The following is a 15,122-nucleotide window of genomic DNA, read 5'->3' on the forward strand; positions in this document are numbered from 1 at the left end:
GTGTTGTGACCGGGGGCGTTCTCACCTTGCCGATGGCGAGGCAAGACTGCGGCAGGTGAGGCTCCCCCGGGATCCGTGCCAGGTCGGAATCATGATCAAATCCGGTCGGCAGCGCTTGCCTGCGAAGGGGCTGCCTGTCGGCGCACGCTGCCGCTTGCGGCCCGGCTCTCCTTGGGGCTGCAACCGAATTGCACGTGATACCAGCGCGAGAATCCGCTTAGCGCGGAAAAGCCGAGCAGTGTCGCCACTTCAGTCAACGGACGATCGCTCTCGATGACATGACGGGTCGCGAGCTCCGTGCGGACTTCGTTCACGATCGACGAGAAGCTCTGACCCTCTTCCGCCAGCCGGCGCTGAACCGTGCGGCACACCACGCCCAGGCTATCAGCTACCCGTTCGATGCTGCAGCGCCCACTGGGCAATAGCAGCAGGATGGTGCGCCGCACGTCCTCATGCATTGTCGCCCGATGCGGCATGGCGGACTTGTCGACCAGCTGCTGCGCATAGCGCACCATGGCCGGATCGGCCCACGGATTGCGCGCATCGAGGTCGGCCCGCGCGCAGAGGATCCCGTTGAAGTCACAATCGAATTCGATGCGAGGGCCAAAAAACCGCTGGTGTGCGCTCAGGTCGCGCGGCGCCGGGTGCTCGAAGCATACGCGCTGCGGCTGCCAGTCGGGCTTGAGAAGCTGGCGTATCAACCGCACCATGACCCCCAGGGCCAGTTCAACCCTTTGGCGGGTTGGCTGATGCGCGCTGCCGGCGATCAGCGCCTCGCGGATGATGACCAGTTCGCCGCATTCCTCGACTGCCAGTGACTGCGCACCGTTGAGCATCGGTTGGTAGCGCATCAGCGTGCCAAGCGAGTCGCGCAGCGTCGCCTGGTCGCGGATCAGCATGCCTACCGCCCCGAGATTGGACAACTGGCGTGACTCGGCCATGCACAACCCGAAACTCTCGTTGCCCGACAGGTCTGCGGAGGCCTGGAGCAGGCGTCCGAAACGCTCGACTGGAATCATGAGGTCCGGCTCGCGAAGTACGCTCGGACTAATTCCTGCGTCAGACATCAGCCGCACCGGATCCAGTCCGGCGGCACGAGCGACCTCGCTGTAGTTGGTCAGGGCTGCAGCGCGGACAAGTAACGACATCGGGAAATGAGGCTGAAAATGGACAGCTCATGATAAATCGCTGTCACGTACTGTCAAGCGAGAATGACCCGCGACGTTCATCCTCTCAAGGTTGCGGAGAAGCGTTGAATCCTCTGGCTTCCTGTGCAATTGGATGGTTGTCGTCAATTGCCAAGTTCAAGGCGCGCAAGGCAAAGCGGGAAGTGTCGCCAGGCACGATGATATGCGTCAGCGGTCATTATCGAGAATTGTCACGTGAACGCGACTTGACTTCCTTCGCGACGGCGCCGCCGGAAAGCCTGGAACGCCGGATGCTCATCCGCAAGCAGCCGGACTCTGAACCCGTTCGCAGATTCATCCACCTGCAGGAGACGTAGAAATAATGAAGATCAGGCAAATCACCCCCGCCATCGGGGCCGAGATTTCTGGCGTCAACCTTGGCGAGGCGGCGCGCGATCCTGCGCGCTTCGCCGAGATCCGCGCGGCGCTGCTCAAGCACAGAGTGCTCTTCTTTCGCAAGCAGGAGATCACGCGCGCCGATCACGTGGCCTTCGCCAGCGGCTTCGGCAAGCTGGAAGACCATCCGGTGGTCGGCAGTGTTCCCGGGTATCCGGGCCTCGTGAAGGTCTACCGCAGCGACAACCCGCACAGCTACGAGAACAGCTACCACTGCGACGGCCTGTGGCGTCCCAATCCGGCCATGGGCGCAGTCCTGCGCTGCATCGAATGCCCGGAGATCGGCGGCGACACCATCTGGGTCAACATGGTCAAGGCATACGAAGAGCTGCCGGAGGAGATCAAAAGGAAGATCGACGGCCTGCGCGCCAGGGCCAGCATCGAGCACAGCTTCGGTGCGGTCATGACCCCGGAAGACCGCGCAAAGCTGGCCCAGGATCATCCGCCGGTGGAGCATCCGGTGGTACGCACCCACCCTGAGACCGGCGAGAAGATCCTGTTCGTCGGCGCCTCGTTCACGACGCACTTCACCAATTACAGCACCCCGGACAACGTGCGCTACGGCATCGACAAGTCGCCCGGCGCCTCGCTGCTGCTCAATTACCTGACCAGCCGCGCCACCATTCCCGAATACCAGGTGCGCTGGGCATGGCAGGAGGGCGACGTTGCGGTCTGGGACAACCGCAGCACGCAGCACTACGCCGTCAACGACTACTACCCGGCACCGCGCAAGCTCGAGCGCGCCGGCATCGTGGGCGATATCCCCTGCTAAGCCGCAAGCGGGCCGGGAGAATCACTTCCGACCATCGGCCGTACTCGCCGACGGACCAGGCTGCGCTGGCGAATCATCAAATCAAGCGAGGAAAATGAATCCCATGACATCCGGAAATCAGCCAACGGTTGTGATTGTTCCCGGCTTTCGCGATCACATGCCGGAGCACTGGCAATCGCTGCTGGCAGAGCGTTTGCAGCAGCAGGGACGAGCGGTGCGCATTGTGCCCCAGATTGATCAGGACAAGCGGTTGCGCAGTGCCAGGGTGGCCAACCTTGACCGTGTCGTAAGCAGCATTGCAGGGCCGGTCATCCTGGTTGCACATAGTGTTGGCTGCCTGATCACGGTTCACTGGGCACAGGAGACGGCGCGCGCCGTGCAGGGCGTGCTACTTGCCGGGCCGACCGACTACGACAGTCCGTTGCCGGCCGGATACAAGGATCCGCAGGCGCTGGCAGAGGAAGGATGGATCCCTATCCCGCGGCGGCCTCTGCAATTCCCGAGCATCGTAGTGGCGAGCCGAAATGATCCGCTCGGGAAGTTCGAACGAATCCGCGACCTGGCGCAGGCCTGGGGCAGCCGTTTCGTCGATGCCGGGGAAGTGGGCCATCTCGGACCGGCAGATGGCTATGGACCGTGGCCGCTGGCAGAGGAACTGATTCAGCAACTCTGAGTGGCTACGTCTCCTGCCGGCTTCCACGCATATCTTGCCGGAACATCTACTTTCCAATTGGCGACATTCAGGGCGTGGTCACAGCCGGCGACGGCAAAGTTCCCGAGCATTTGCGGCGTCGCATGAAGCAGTTCATTCCCCAGCCAGAGAACGAAGGAAATCTACCATGGCAGCTCCCCAGAGCAAGGTTATTGTCACGTGCGCCGTGACCGGTGGCATCCACACTCCGACGATGTCGCCTTATCTCCCCATTACCGCGCAGGAAATCGAAGACGAGGCTGTTGCCGCGGCCGAGGCAGGCGCCTCGATCGTCCATCTGCATGCCCGCAAGCCGGAGAATGGCCAGCCGTCCCAGGACCCCGCGCTCTTTCGTGAATTCCTTCCGCGCATCGCGGCGCGCTCCGACGTGGTGATCAACCTCACGACCGGCGGCGCCCCCAACATGCTGGTCGAGGAGCGCCTCCAGCCGGCGTTGCAGCTCAAGCCGGAAGTGGCCTCGCTGAACATGGGTTCAATGAACTTCGGCTTGTACCCGATGCTCGCCCGGCACAAGGAGTTCAAGCACGACTGGGAGCGTCCTTACCTGGAGGGTTCCGAGGACCGCGTCTTCCGCAACACGTTCAAGGAGATCCGCTACATCCTGGAGTCGTGCGCCGACAATGGCACTCGCTTCGAAGTCGAATGCTACGACACCAGTCATCTCTATACCGCCGCCCACTTCGCTGACCGCGGCATACTCAAGGCGCCGTTCTTCATCCAGTCGGTGTTCGGCCTGCTCGGCGGCATCGGCTCGCATCCCGAGGACGTCATGCACATGCGCCGCACCGCCGAGCGGCTGTTCGGCAAGGACTACTACTGGTCGGTGCTCGGCGCCGGCCGCAGCCAGATGCCGATTGCCTCGATGGCCGCCGCCATGGGCGGAAACGTCCGCGTGGGGCTGGAGGACTCGCTCTGGGACGGCCCGGGCCGCCTGTCGAAGAGCAATGCCGACCAGGTCAGGCGCGTCGTTGGTGTTCTGGAATCGCTGAACCTCGAGGTGGCTACGCCGGACGAGGCGCGTGACATGCTTCAACTGAAGGGCAGGAACGCTGTCGCATTCTGACAGTGCGAATGTTGTGCCGGCCAGTTGAGCATCCGGGCATGCGCGCGTCTTGAACATCTTCCCCAGGCTCTCGAATAGCTCCTCTTCACTCCCCCGAAGGAAATTCTCATGTCTCATGCTGTTGTCTTGATTACCGGTGCGACGGCAGGCATCGGCCGCGCGACGGCGCTTGCCTTTGCAGCCAAAGGTGCACGACTGGTCTGCTCGGGTCGGAACGCCGCTGCCGGAGATGCCCTCATCTCGGAACTTCGGCAGATGGGCGCGGAAGCGGACTTCGTCGCGGCCGATATCAGCCGTGAAGACGATGTCATCCGTCTTGTCGGCCATGCCGTCGAGCGCTTTGGATGCCTTGATATCGCAGTGAACAGTGCCGGAACGGAAGGAACCCCGGGATCGATCGTCGAGCAGACCGTCGAGTCGTACACGACGATTTTCGATGCGAATGTCCTTGGGACATTCCTTTGCATGAAGCACGAGCTGCGCGCGATGATCTCGCAGAAGCGTGGGGCGGTCGTCAACCTCTCTTCCACGATGGGCAGCCGCGGTAACCCGCGCAATCCCATGTATGTGGCAAGCAAGCACGCGATCGAGGGCTTCACCAAGTCGGCGGCGCTGGATGCCATCAAATCGAATGTCCGCGTCAACGCCGTGGCGCCGGGCCCGATTGAAACGGAAATGCTCGGACGCATTGCCGGCGGCGCGGATCGGGTCGCAGCTGTCGCCGCAACGATCCCAGCCGGACGCGTCGGCACACCGGAAGAAGTCGCTGAGGCGATTATCTTCCTGGCATCCGGCCAGTCCACGTACATCACGGGCCAGATCCTTCACGTGAACGGCGGGAAGACAGCCGCGTAGCTTTCATGGCATTCCTGCGCTCCCCCAGGCGCGGCTGTAGTCGCGCACTTGATCCGGTTCAGGCGCGGGAGGGGGGCGACAGGGGGGCGACGTGCCACCCATCACTTCGACAGAAGCATGACACGTCGCCACTATGCGGGCCTCAGAAGACGTGACGGATACCCACGGCAACGCCAAACATCGAGGTCTGGCCATTGGGGAGCGCGTAACTATTCAACGTAAGACTGGTGGCGAAATTGCTTGCCGCCGATTCCATGGCCAGGCCAGCGTTCTTTGAATAGGCCGTGGTCAGGTAGATGTCGGTACGCTTGGAGAGCACGTAGTCTGCAATCAGCGCAATCTGCCAGGGGTTGGCAATGTGAGTGTTCCCTCCCAGGTTCTTCACGTCCTGGTAGTTGTACTCGAGCGTGAAATCGAGAGTCGGTGAGAACCGGTATTGACCGCCAATCCAGTAGAAATCGTCACGTTGAATCAACGTGCCATTTTGATTCTTGTTCTGACCCCAGCGATAACCGCCCATTACCTTCGCCGTTCCATTGAGAGCGTAGCTGGCCATGACAGCAGCCTTCTTATAGGTACCGTGGCCAGTGCCGATCGTCGGATTCCATTGGTCATAGCCGACGCCCACCCCGAAAGGCCCGGCAAGATAGTTCAGCCCTGCTCCATAGCTTGTGTCCCGGCGGAACTGCCCTGGCACTTCACCGTTGCCACCAGCAGTCGGGAGGGTGGGAGCGACTTGCGGAAGTGTTGTGCCCACGCCAAACGACCAGTTTGCCATGGCCGTGAGCCCCCCGAACACGCCGGTGTACTTCACCGCGTTGTCCTGGCGGAAGTTGGCACCGGCAATCACGCCGGTAGGCTCATACTGGCTGGCATATCGCGCCGGGACAAAGTTGGCTAGCGTGGAGAACAACGAATGGTATTGCCGGCCGAAAGTAATCTGGCCATATGGCGACTCAACGCCAACAAAGGCCTGGCGGCCAAATATCCGGCCACCCTGTTGCAGGGTACCGGTATCGCTCGAGAAGCCGCTCTCCAGAACGAAAACCGATTTCAGCCCGCCGCCCAGGTCTTCCTTGCCGCGAAGGCCCCAGCGCGAGCCGGAGTAGCCGCCGGCGTCCTGTCTGAATGCTTTGCCGCCCGTGCCCGGATTGAATCCGTTACTCGCCTGCGGCACGGCACCAACGTGATTAACGTACTCGACGTTCACGTCCATCACGCCGTAGAGCGTTACGCTGGATTGCGCTTTGACTGCGCCACACGCAACCATCGCGGCGAGGGCGATCATCGTTCTTTTCATCTACTCGTTCCTCCTTGGCCCATGTTCTGGTTTCATTCTTGTGATGCTCGGCAACCCTGACATGCAGGATCAGGGTGCTGGGCGAGTGTCTGATGCCTTGGGCGCGTCGCGCTTGTGTTGCTGCGACTTTGAATTGCTGATTGGCGACACGTTGGGGCATACCCCTACCCGGCAAGCGGCAGACGTTGCGGACGCTGATGCGGGGCGTGTGACTGGCGAGTTCACAAGGGCCTGGCGCTGACGCATAATCCCAGGGCATACGGATAGCACGGCAGCGGCGGTTGAAGCCGCGCCGCATCGAATCCGGCCCCGGCGAAGCGCCGGGATAACAAGAAATCGGAGTCGCCTTGTCAGAAGATCAGGTGCAACGGGGTCCTGACGGGAACTGGATAGTTCCTATCCCCGGTCACAGTCCTTACACGTTCACCCGCATGAAATGCGGTTTCGATGCCCCCGACTCGCGCCACAAGGTGGTCGTGATCAACCTGGCGAAACTGCTCGCTTGCGCCGACCGCGATACCACGGACTATGTCCTTCAGGCTGCGCAGTACTGGCATGCGGGCAAGGTGCGCGGCATTTGCGAGTTCCTGGCGCCCGGCCAGGAGCGGATTCCGGAAGTCCCCTATGTAACGTTCACAACCCGGCGCCGCCGTACGCTATCCGGGCTGATCGGCATTGCCAGTGAAGGCGTGGTGTCGTTTCGAAACGGCCAGCATCGCGCCCGCTATCTGGCGTTTGCCGGCGCAAGCAGCCTGCCGGTTGAAGTCCATGAAACCGAGGCGGAACTGCTCGAGCGATTCTGCGGGTGGGGTCGTTAGCCAGCGCCTGGATGCCTGGCGGGCGCGTGAGCCTTGCCGTGGATGAAATTGTGCGGTAAATGGCATTTGCCGGTTACCCGGTCTGATCGCTCGGGGATCCGGTCCGCCCGGGAAGCTACAGTAGTAACATCGTCCTACCCACGCGCCAAGGAGCAGGGCATGCAGTTTCTCTGGCCGCAAATGCTATGGCTGCTGCTCTTGCTCCCACTGCTGGCAGCCGCCTACCTGTACCTGCTTGCGCGGCGCAAGAAAATCGCCCTGTTGTATTCCAGCCTTGCGCTGCCGCGCGCCGCGCTGGGCCGCAGGCAACGGCTGCGGCGTCATATCCCGCCGCTGCTCTTCCTGCTCGCGCTGGGCGCGGCGCTGCTGGCTTGCGCCCGTCCTACGGCGACCGTCACGCTGCCGTCCGACACCATCACCCTGGTGCTGGCCATGGATACTTCCCGCAGCATGGAGGCCACCGACGTCGCGCCCACCCGGATCAGCGCGGCCCAGCAGGCTGCGCGGGATCTTATCGTCGGGCTGCCGGCCAGCGTGCGCCTGGGCATTGTCTCTTTTGCCGCCACGGCGACCGTGGTGCTGCCCCCGACCGACAACCGGCAGGACATGATCGACGCGATCGACCGCTTCCAGCTCCAGCGCGGCACGGCGACAGGCAGCGGGCTGATCCAGGCGCTGGCGATGCTGTTTCCCGACGATGGCATCGACCTGGAAGCGATCCTCTTCAGTGGCGAGTCGCTCGCGCCCGGGCCGGGTGGCAGATCGATGACAGAGGCCGCGGCGGCGGACGCCGTCCGCAAGCGCGACCTGGAGCAGCCGGCGGCGCTGCCGGGCTCTTACCGGCACGGTGCGGTGATCCTCCTCAGCGACGGCCGCCGCACCACCGGCCCGGACCCCCTGGACGCCGCGCGCATGGCGGCCCAGCGCGGCGTTCGCGTCTACACCGTGGGCTTCGGCATGCCGCAGGACGGGGGTGCGGCAGTGTCTGGCCTGTCTTTCTACATGCAGCTGGACGAGCCCACCTTGCGCGCGGTCGCGGCGCTCACTGACGGCGAGTACTTCCAGGCAGGCTCGGCCGCGGACCTGACGCAGGTGTATCGCCGGCTGAGCGCCCGTTTCGTGCTCGAGCGCAGGGCAATCGAGATCGGCGCCTTGCTGGCGGCGGCCTCGGCCGTGCTGCTGGCGGCGGCGTGCGGGCTGTCGCTGCTGTGGTTCCGGCGCTGAACTGAAAGACCTCTGCCGGCGCCGGGATGGCGCCGGGGCGACAACAGCGGTCGTGGACGACTTCGTTGGGCGGCATCGGCACCCGCTACCAGTGGGCGCATCAGGCCCAGGCCAGATCAGGACCTGACAGCGATTTTGTATGTCTTTGTATTGCGCAGCCGGGGCGATACGCTTGGTGACAGCATCGGCCTCCCTGCACTACACGCGCGATACACCGGTCTCCTTAAATACGTTCCGTGGCCCGGCGCCGAAATCCAGCGAAAGCAAGCACCGGGCGCTCACAGTTCAACGTCGATTCTTGAGGAAACCAATCATGACTACCAACATCGCCCGCCGTTTCGTACTGGCCATCGCCTTGACCGCCGCAGCGGCAGGTGCCCAGGCCGCGAGCCTGTCCCATGTGGGCGCGCGTGACCCGTACACCGACGGCGCCCGCTCGGTGCTGGATGCGCGCGACCCGTACAGCGAAGGGGCGCGTTCGGTGCAGGAGCCGCGCAGCGCGTACAGCGACGGCGCCCGCAGCTTCGATCCCTTCACCGATGGCGCACGGACGCTGGCCGGCCTGGACCGTACCGGCGTCTCCGCGGCACCGGCGCGCAGTGCCGACCCCTATCTCGACGGCGCACACGCCTGACCCACGCCATCACCGTCTATCAAGGAGCAAATCATGACCCGCATCGAAAATGTGCTGTACACCGGCAAGGTCCATATCACCGCGGGTGGCCGCAACGGCGAAGCCCGTAGCGATGACGGCCGCCTGAACCTGCAGTTGTCGTCGCCGGGGTCCAGCGGATCCGGCACGAACCCGGAGCAATTGCTGGCGACGGGATGGTCGGCATGCTTTATCGGCGCGATCGGACTGGCTGCCGGCAAGATGAAGGTCAGGCTGCCGTCGGACCTGTCCGTCGACGCGGAAGTCGACCTGGGCACGGCCGGCGAAGCCTACCTGCTGCAGGCCCGCCTCAATGTCCGGATTCCCGGCATCGAGCGCGACGTGGCCCAGGCACTGGTGGATACCGCGCACCAGACTTGCCCGTATTCGAAGGCCCTGCGCGGCAACATCCATGTCGAAACCAAACTGATCTGAAGACCCGGGGATCCGCCTGCGTTCGCCAGGCGGTCCCACTCACCGAAGGAGGAAATCCATGTCGAACACCAGCACTCCTGCCGCCATGGCAATTTCGCCGGGCACGTTCCATGGCATTACGCTGGTCGGGGCCGTGGTGGCCGCAGTGACAACTTTCGTGACGCTCGCCGCGGCGTTGCCGGCCTGGGCCATGTTCCTTGGCTGGGTCGGCTACAACTCGCGCGGCCAGACGGTGCGCGAAGGCCTGGCGAATCTTGTGGCACTCCTGCTCGGCATCGTGTTTGGCGCCGGGACGGCACTGCTGATCGGATGGCTGTCCCCGCACGTCGGGAACCTTGCTACGCCGCTTGCTGTATTCGCCGATGTGGTGCTCGTGCTCAGCTTGCGGGCCTTGCCCGGCATCAACAACCCGCTTGCCTACTTTCTGGGGCTGATCAGCTTCTTTGCCGCGAGCCAGCCTCCGACTCCGTCGTTGCTGGCCGGACTGGTCGCGGCGGGGGTGCTCGGCGCGCTGGGCGGTGGCATCAGCAATGTGCTGCAGGGACGCCTGGCGCGCTAGCGCTGCTACCCGCAATCACGGCGAGTGCGGAAATGCCGTGATGGCATCGCAATCGCATCCGATCGTATCCGGTTTGCGCCGGATGCGGTCGCGTGCGCCTTCCGGCCGGCTACGCCGTTGCCGGGCGGGCCCATTATATATTCGCATGCGAACAAATTCACAATGCCGCCGAACACATGGAACCTCGCCTCGTCTACCTGTTGAACGTGGGCCAGCGGCGCCTGCAGCGGTGGTCTCAAGCGCGCATTGCCTCCGGTGGCGTGACATCCGCCCAGGCCGGGCTGCTGTTCTTTCTGGGCAGGAATGATGGCGCGCTGATGAGCGAGGCCGCCGCGGCACTCGATCTGGGCGCACCCGGGATGAGCGGGCTGGCCGACCGGACCGAACGGGCCGGCCTGATCGAGCGCCGGCCGGACGATAGCGATCGCCGTGCATCGCGCCTGTGGCTGACGGAAGCGGGGCGCAAGGCGCGCCTGCGCTCCAAGGCCAGCATGAAGGTATTGAATGCCAGGCTGACCGAGGGCTTCACCCCGGACGAGATCGACGTAGTGGCGCGCTGGCTGGGCAGTTTGCAGACGAAATTTCCGGCCGCCGACGAGGATCAGGAGTAACCCGGGGCAGCGGCGCCGAATCGAGGACGCGAGGCAGCCGGCTTACTGCCCGTCGAGCCTGGTGAAGTCCGGCTTGCGCTTTTCGGCGAAAGCCTGGAAGGCTTCCCTGGCTTCCGCACTGGCCAGCCGCTCCTCGAACCTGGCGCTTTCGCTGTGCATCTGCGACACCAGTTTTTCACGCATCGCGCATCAATTTTTTCATGGCGCTCAGCGAGCCCGGCGGCCGGGTGGCAAGCTTCTCGGCCATGCGGCGCGCCTCCGGCCGCAACTGGTCATTGCCGACGACCTTGTTCGCGATGCCCCAGGCCACCGCGGTCTGCGCGTCGAGCGGCTCGCCCAGCGCGAACATCTCGAAGGCCCTGACGTGGCCGATCCGCAGCGGGAGCAGATGGCTCGATGCCGCCTCGGGAACCAGCGCCAGGTTGACGAAAGGCGTGATCAACTGCGAATCCTGGCCGAGCACGACGTAGTCGCAATGCAGCAGCATGGTAGTTCCGACGCCGACGGCCTTGCCGTTGACGGCGGCGACAGTCGGTACCGTCGAGTTGGCAAGGGCGTGCAGGAAGCGATGCACGTGGCGTTCGCCGCCGTGCTTTCCCGCCGCGATCGCGGCGAATTCGCCGATGTCGTTGCCGGCGGTGAACATGTCCCCGTCTCCCTGGACCAGCAGGACCCGGATACGCCGGTCCTGTTGCGCCTGCTCGATCGTGTCGGCGAGTGCGCCATACATGTCGTTCGTCAGGGCGTTCTTCTTGTCGGGCCGGGCAAGCGTCATGGTCAGCACGCCGCCGGTGAGGTCAATGCGGATTTCGGGGGTCATTGGTCGGTCTCCGGGTGAGTTGCGGGATGGCAGGATGCCGTGCAAGCATCGCAATGAAGTTCGCATGCGAAGTATATATATAATTCGCATGCGAAGTAAAAGGATGAAGGCTAGGTGCGCTGTCCATAACCGCAAGCCCTGGGCGCCGTGCGTCGCAGGCTCACCGAGCCGTGGCGGTCGCCTGTTCGGCCTGAAGGCGCTGATACAGCGCGAGGCGCTTCTGATACTCGGCGTTTTCGAAGTTGGAAGCGCGGTCGCCAAGCCGGTACTCCGACAGCCCGGCGCGGTGCCAGGCTTCGAGATCGGCGCGCACGGCTTCACGGGTCAGGGCGCGGCTGGTGGCGTTCGTATCGGCTGCTTGCGCATGCGTCGGGAAAGCGAGGCTCGAAGCCATCAGCGCTGCAGCGAGCAAAGAAATCGTGATGAGTTTCATAGCATTTGAGACCTGTTCAAACGTACCGGGCGTCGCCTGTGACACCCGCCTCCAGCCTTCTCAGCCGGGGAGCGCCGATCCGGCGCCCCGGGATAACTGCCAGAGAACTGCCAGTGAACTACCGCGCCACGCCGTACCGGGCCGCGGGCCGGTCACGTGACAGATTGGGACCGAGCGCGGCACGTGCAGCCTCGAACGCCTTCCAGTCCGCGTCGTCGGGCAGCGATGGCACGGTAATCACTTCACCCAGGTCAAGCCCGGCCAGCGCGGCATCGACCAGGTCGTCGCCGCTCATCACGATGCCTTGCGGCAGGTTTTCGACCGAATGGCCGGCGGTGTCCCAGAACTCGGTCCGCGTGGCGCCGGGAAGCACGGCCTGCACGCGCACGCCCTTGCCGGCAAGCTCATGCTGCAACGACTGGGTAAAGGCCAGCACGAACGCTTTCGTGCCGCCATAGACGCCATTCAGGATCTCGGGCGCCACCGCGACGATCGACGCGATATTGATGATGGTGCCTTCGCCGCGCGCCACGAATGCCGGCGCGGCGGCATAAGTCAGGCGGGTCAGGGCCGTGACGTTGAGCTCGATCATCGCCTGCATCTTGTCGACGTCCGAGACCTCCAGCGGTGCCGCGGCGCCGACGCCGGCATTGTTGACCAGGGTGTTGATGCTGGCATCGCTGCGCAACAGTTCTTCGATGCGGCGGACATCGGCAGCCTGGCCAAGGTCCGCGGTCACGATCTCGACCGAGCGGCCGGTGTCGTCGCTGATGCGGCGGGCCAGCGCTTCGAGGCGGGAGCGATTGCGCGCCACCAGGATGAGATCGTGGCCGCGGCGCGCGAGGCGATCCGCATAGATCGCGCCGATGCCGGACGAGGCGCCGGTGATGACGGCGGTGCCGGCGTGGATGTGAGTCGTCATGTCTGAGCTCCGGGGTGCTGGGGAGGAGGGTGGAAGCCGTGGCCGGAATGGCCGGCTGCGTGAACTGAAGAGTAGGGGCACAATGGCATGGCGCCAATGTCATATATGCAACCTTTTCTGCCATCGCCACCGGCGGCGCGCTCATGCAGGGAGGGAGGGTGCGGTACGGGAGGCAACGGGATATGTACCGGATTGTGGCGTGTGCTGCGCCGGATACAGTGAGATACACGGAGAATTGCCGCCACCCATACAATGGCGTCGACGCAGACTGGCGGTTCACCTGACTTTTCTGAGGGGATAGAGATGGATGCACACGTCGACCATGTCCTGGTTGTCGATGACGACCGGGAAATCCGCGAGCTGGTATCGACCTACCTGACCAAGAATGGCCTGCGCGTGACCGTAGCGCAGGATGGCCGGCAAATGCGCTCGATCCTGGAAGCCAACGCCGTCGACCTGATCGTGCTGGACGTGATGATGCCCGGCGACGATGGCCTGGTGCTGTGTCGTGAACTGCGAGCCGGCAAGCACAAGACCACCCCGATCCTGATGCTGACCGCGCGCAGCGACGAGACCGATCGCATTCTCGGCCTCGAAATGGGTGCCGACGACTATCTCCCCAAGCCTTTCGCGGCGCGCGAGTTGCTGGCCCGCATCAAGGCGGTGCTGCGCAGGACGCGCATGCTGCCGCCCAACCTGCAGATCACCGAAGCGGGCCAGCTGCTGGCGTTCGGCGACTGGCAGCTGGACACCACGGCGCGGCACTTGATCGACCGCGATGGCATCATCGTCGCGCTCAGTGGCGCGGAATACCGCTTGCTGCGCGTGTTTGTCGACCATCCGCAGCGCGTGCTCAACCGCGACCAGCTGCTCAGCCTCACGCAAGGCCGCGAGGCGGAAATGTTCGAACGCTCGGTCGACCTGCTGGTCAGCCGCTTGCGCCAGCATCTCCGGGACGATGCGCGCGAGCCCCGCTACATCAAGACCGTGCGCAGCGAGGGCTACGTGTTCTCGGTGCCGGTCGAGATCCGGGAGGCCCGGCAGTGAATCTCCGCGCCTTGCCGTGGCCCCGCACGCTGGGCTCGCGGCTGTTCCTGATCTTGCTGGCCGGGCTCGTGGTGGCCCATGGGCTGTCGTTCGGCGTGCTGTTTGGGGAGCGCTACATCACCGCGCGCCAGGTGATGCTCGGCACGCTGGAAACCGACGTGTCCACGTCGATCGCCATCCTCGACCGCTTGCCCGCGGCGGAGCGGCCGCAGTGGCTACGGTACGTCAATCGCGGCAACTACCAATATGTGTTGGGGCCGGGTCTGCCAGGCATGCCGGAGATGAGCGAGCAGGCCCAGGAGATCGCCGATCGCATCACCGAGGCGAGCGGCGGCCGCTTTCCCGTCAGGGTCGAGTCGATCCCGGGGCAAGGCAAACGCCTGCAGGCGCACCTCACCCTCAGCGATGGCAGCCCCCTGACCATCGACGTGCATCCGAAGCCGCCACCCGTCGCGCAATGGCTGCCCTATGTGCTGGTGCTGCAGCTCTTGCTGCTGGTGCTGTGCTGCTGGCTGGCCGTTCGGCTGTCGCTGCGTCCCGTGGTGGCGCTGGCCAATGCCGCCGACGCGCTCGACCCGAACGCCGCGGGCAAGCCGCTGGCCGAGACCGGTCCGACGGAACTGGTGCGTGCGGCGCGCGCGTTCAACGCCATGCGCGAGCGCATCGCACGCTTTGTCGAGGAACGCGTGCAGATCCTGGCGGCGATCTCGCACGACCTGCAGACGCCGATCACGCGCATGAGGCTGCGCGCCGAGATGGCGGAGGACTCCGAAGACAAGCGCAAGCTGGTGCACGACCTCGCCGAGATCGAGACGCTGGTGAAAGAGGGGCTGGCCTATGCGCGCGCCATGCATGGCGACGGCGAGAAGGCATCGCGGATCGACATCGGGTCATTTGTCGAGAGCCTGGTCTACGACTACCAGGACACCGGCAAGGCCGTCACGATCCTGCAGAACATCGGCGGCGCCATCATGACGCGGCCGCATGCGCTGCGCCGCATCCTGACCAACCTGACCGACAACGCGATCAAGTTCGGCGGGGCGGCGGAGCTGAGCGTGCGGCGCGATGGCGCGGTGGTGGTGATCGGCGTGCTCGATCGCGGCCCCGGCATCCCGGCGGAGAAGCTTGAATCCGTGGTGCAGCCGTTTGTCAGGCTCGAGGAATCGCGCAACCGCGAGACCGGCGGCACCGGCCTGGGCCTGGCCATTGCGCACCAGCTGGCGCTGGCGATCGGCGGTTCGCTGACGCTGCGCAATCGCGAGGGCGGCGGGCTGGAGGCGCAGCTCAGGCTCGGCTGAGGCGGTGAGGCCGGGACA

The 15,122-nt window shown here is 64.5% G+C and carries 17 protein-coding genes and 1 pseudogene; 13 read left to right on the forward strand and 5 right to left on the reverse strand.

The window, feature by feature from the left end; genetic code table 11:
* Positions 1–95: 95 nt before the first annotated feature.
* On the reverse strand, positions 96–1,148 hold the full coding sequence (locus IPF36_RS07205) for an AraC family transcriptional regulator (protein ID WP_195427649.1): 1,053 nt from the start codon (positions 1,146–1,148) through the stop codon (positions 96–98).
* Between the two features lie 104 nt (positions 1,149–1,252).
* Here IPF36_RS07205 and IPF36_RS07210 point away from each other — a divergent pair, with 104 nt between their 5' ends.
* From IPF36_RS07210 to IPF36_RS07230, 5 genes are all read left to right on the forward strand, one after another.
* Entirely contained in the window at positions 1,253–1,504 is a 252-nt protein-coding gene (locus IPF36_RS07210) for a hypothetical protein (protein WP_135705331.1), read from the forward strand.
* A gap of 5 nt (positions 1,505–1,509) precedes the next feature.
* Positions 1,510–2,355: a TauD/TfdA family dioxygenase gene (locus IPF36_RS07215; protein ID WP_133096250.1), complete on the forward strand. Its 846-nt coding sequence runs from the start codon at positions 1,510–1,512 to the stop codon at positions 2,353–2,355.
* Positions 2,356–2,458: 103 nt separating this feature from the next.
* The gene (locus IPF36_RS07220) at positions 2,459–3,028 is read left to right on the forward strand and encodes an alpha/beta hydrolase (protein ID WP_133096249.1); all 570 of its coding nucleotides are present in this window, start codon (positions 2,459–2,461) and stop codon (positions 3,026–3,028) included.
* Positions 3,029–3,194: 166 nt separating this feature from the next.
* Positions 3,195–4,130 carry a 3-keto-5-aminohexanoate cleavage protein gene (locus tag IPF36_RS07225; RefSeq protein WP_133096248.1) on the forward strand — a complete coding sequence of 312 codons (936 nt, stop codon included), beginning with the start codon at positions 3,195–3,197 and terminating at the stop codon, positions 4,128–4,130.
* Positions 4,131–4,238: 108 nt separating this feature from the next.
* On the forward strand, positions 4,239–4,985 hold the full coding sequence (locus tag IPF36_RS07230; RefSeq protein ID WP_135705329.1) for an SDR family NAD(P)-dependent oxidoreductase: 747 nt from the start codon (positions 4,239–4,241) through the stop codon (positions 4,983–4,985).
* Between the two features lie 142 nt (positions 4,986–5,127).
* Here IPF36_RS07230 and IPF36_RS07235 read toward each other — a convergent pair whose 3' ends face one another.
* On the reverse strand, positions 5,128–6,285 hold the full coding sequence (locus IPF36_RS07235; protein ID WP_195427650.1) for a porin: 1,158 nt from the start codon (positions 6,283–6,285) through the stop codon (positions 5,128–5,130).
* Between the two features lie 347 nt (positions 6,286–6,632).
* Between IPF36_RS07235 and IPF36_RS07240 the strand changes: the two genes are divergently transcribed.
* The 6 genes from IPF36_RS07240 (at position 6,633) to IPF36_RS07265 (ending at position 10,584) form a co-directional block, all read left to right on the forward strand.
* Complete coding sequence (locus tag IPF36_RS07240; RefSeq protein WP_195427651.1) at positions 6,633–7,103, forward strand: hypothetical protein; 471 nt, start codon at positions 6,633–6,635, stop codon at positions 7,101–7,103.
* 159 nt (positions 7,104–7,262) lie between these two features.
* Positions 7,263–8,327: a VWA domain-containing protein gene (locus tag IPF36_RS07245; protein WP_135705326.1), complete on the forward strand. Its 1,065-nt coding sequence runs from the start codon at positions 7,263–7,265 to the stop codon at positions 8,325–8,327.
* 313 nt (positions 8,328–8,640) lie between these two features.
* Positions 8,641–8,961, forward strand: coding sequence for a hydroxyquinol 1,2-dioxygenase (locus IPF36_RS07250; RefSeq protein WP_133096243.1), 321 nt, complete (start codon positions 8,641–8,643; stop codon positions 8,959–8,961).
* A 33-nt stretch (positions 8,962–8,994) separates the two neighbouring features.
* Positions 8,995–9,414: an organic hydroperoxide resistance protein gene (locus IPF36_RS07255; protein WP_133096242.1), complete on the forward strand. Its 420-nt coding sequence runs from the start codon at positions 8,995–8,997 to the stop codon at positions 9,412–9,414.
* A 58-nt stretch (positions 9,415–9,472) separates the two neighbouring features.
* The gene (locus tag IPF36_RS07260; RefSeq protein WP_135705324.1) at positions 9,473–9,973 is read left to right on the forward strand and encodes a DUF1097 domain-containing protein; all 501 of its coding nucleotides are present in this window, start codon (positions 9,473–9,475) and stop codon (positions 9,971–9,973) included.
* Between the two features lie 176 nt (positions 9,974–10,149).
* On the forward strand, positions 10,150–10,584 hold the full coding sequence (locus IPF36_RS07265; RefSeq protein WP_195427707.1) for a MarR family winged helix-turn-helix transcriptional regulator: 435 nt from the start codon (positions 10,150–10,152) through the stop codon (positions 10,582–10,584).
* A 42-nt stretch (positions 10,585–10,626) separates the two neighbouring features.
* On the opposite strand, the pseudogene IPF36_RS07270 reads toward IPF36_RS07265, so the two are convergent.
* From IPF36_RS07270 to IPF36_RS07280, 3 genes and pseudogenes are all read right to left on the reverse strand, one after another.
* Positions 10,627–11,404: pseudogene (locus IPF36_RS07270) on the reverse strand (enoyl-CoA hydratase).
* 160 nt (positions 11,405–11,564) lie between these two features.
* A complete protein-coding gene (locus IPF36_RS07275; RefSeq protein WP_135705322.1) occupies positions 11,565–11,837 on the reverse strand; it encodes a DUF4148 domain-containing protein in 273 nt (90 codons plus the stop codon).
* A gap of 118 nt (positions 11,838–11,955) precedes the next feature.
* The gene (locus IPF36_RS07280; RefSeq protein ID WP_195427652.1) at positions 11,956–12,759 is read right to left on the reverse strand and encodes an SDR family oxidoreductase; all 804 of its coding nucleotides are present in this window, start codon (positions 12,757–12,759) and stop codon (positions 11,956–11,958) included.
* Between the two features lie 303 nt (positions 12,760–13,062).
* Between IPF36_RS07280 and IPF36_RS07285 the strand changes: the two genes are divergently transcribed.
* Both IPF36_RS07285 and IPF36_RS07290 read left to right on the forward strand, forming a co-directional pair.
* Positions 13,063–13,806: a response regulator gene (locus tag IPF36_RS07285; RefSeq protein WP_133096239.1), complete on the forward strand. Its 744-nt coding sequence runs from the start codon at positions 13,063–13,065 to the stop codon at positions 13,804–13,806.
* Positions 13,803–15,104, forward strand: coding sequence for an ATP-binding protein (locus IPF36_RS07290; protein WP_133096238.1), 1,302 nt, complete (start codon positions 13,803–13,805; stop codon positions 15,102–15,104). Before IPF36_RS07285 ends, IPF36_RS07290 begins: the two co-directional genes overlap by 4 nt.
* Positions 15,105–15,122 lie beyond the last annotated feature (18 nt).

Source organism: Cupriavidus sp. IK-TO18 (assembly GCF_015549295.1).
Lineage (GTDB): Bacteria > Pseudomonadota > Gammaproteobacteria > Burkholderiales > Burkholderiaceae > Cupriavidus > Cupriavidus oxalaticus_A.

Coding starts and splice junctions, on each gene's coding strand:
- IPF36_RS07205 (WP_195427649.1), bottom strand. CDS start 1,148: ATGTCGTTACTTGTCCGCGCTGCAGCCCTGACCAACTACAGCGAGGTC.
- IPF36_RS07215 (WP_133096250.1), top strand. CDS start 1,510: ATGAAGATCAGGCAAATCACCCCCGCCATCGGGGCCGAGATTTCTGGC.
- IPF36_RS07220 (WP_133096249.1), top strand. CDS start 2,459: ATGACATCCGGAAATCAGCCAACGGTTGTGATTGTTCCCGGCTTTCGC.
- IPF36_RS07225 (WP_133096248.1), top strand. CDS start 3,195: ATGGCAGCTCCCCAGAGCAAGGTTATTGTCACGTGCGCCGTGACCGGT.
- IPF36_RS07230 (WP_135705329.1), top strand. CDS start 4,239: ATGTCTCATGCTGTTGTCTTGATTACCGGTGCGACGGCAGGCATCGGC.
- IPF36_RS07235 (WP_195427650.1), bottom strand. CDS start 6,285: ATGAAAAGAACGATGATCGCCCTCGCCGCGATGGTTGCGTGTGGCGCA.
- IPF36_RS07245 (WP_135705326.1), top strand. CDS start 7,263: ATGCAGTTTCTCTGGCCGCAAATGCTATGGCTGCTGCTCTTGCTCCCA.
- IPF36_RS07250 (WP_133096243.1), top strand. CDS start 8,641: ATGACTACCAACATCGCCCGCCGTTTCGTACTGGCCATCGCCTTGACC.
- IPF36_RS07255 (WP_133096242.1), top strand. CDS start 8,995: ATGACCCGCATCGAAAATGTGCTGTACACCGGCAAGGTCCATATCACC.
- IPF36_RS07260 (WP_135705324.1), top strand. CDS start 9,473: ATGTCGAACACCAGCACTCCTGCCGCCATGGCAATTTCGCCGGGCACG.
- IPF36_RS07265 (WP_195427707.1), top strand. CDS start 10,150: ATGGAACCTCGCCTCGTCTACCTGTTGAACGTGGGCCAGCGGCGCCTG.
- IPF36_RS07275 (WP_135705322.1), bottom strand. CDS start 11,837: ATGAAACTCATCACGATTTCTTTGCTCGCTGCAGCGCTGATGGCTTCG.
- IPF36_RS07280 (WP_195427652.1), bottom strand. CDS start 12,759: ATGACGACTCACATCCACGCCGGCACCGCCGTCATCACCGGCGCCTCG.
- IPF36_RS07285 (WP_133096239.1), top strand. CDS start 13,063: ATGGATGCACACGTCGACCATGTCCTGGTTGTCGATGACGACCGGGAA.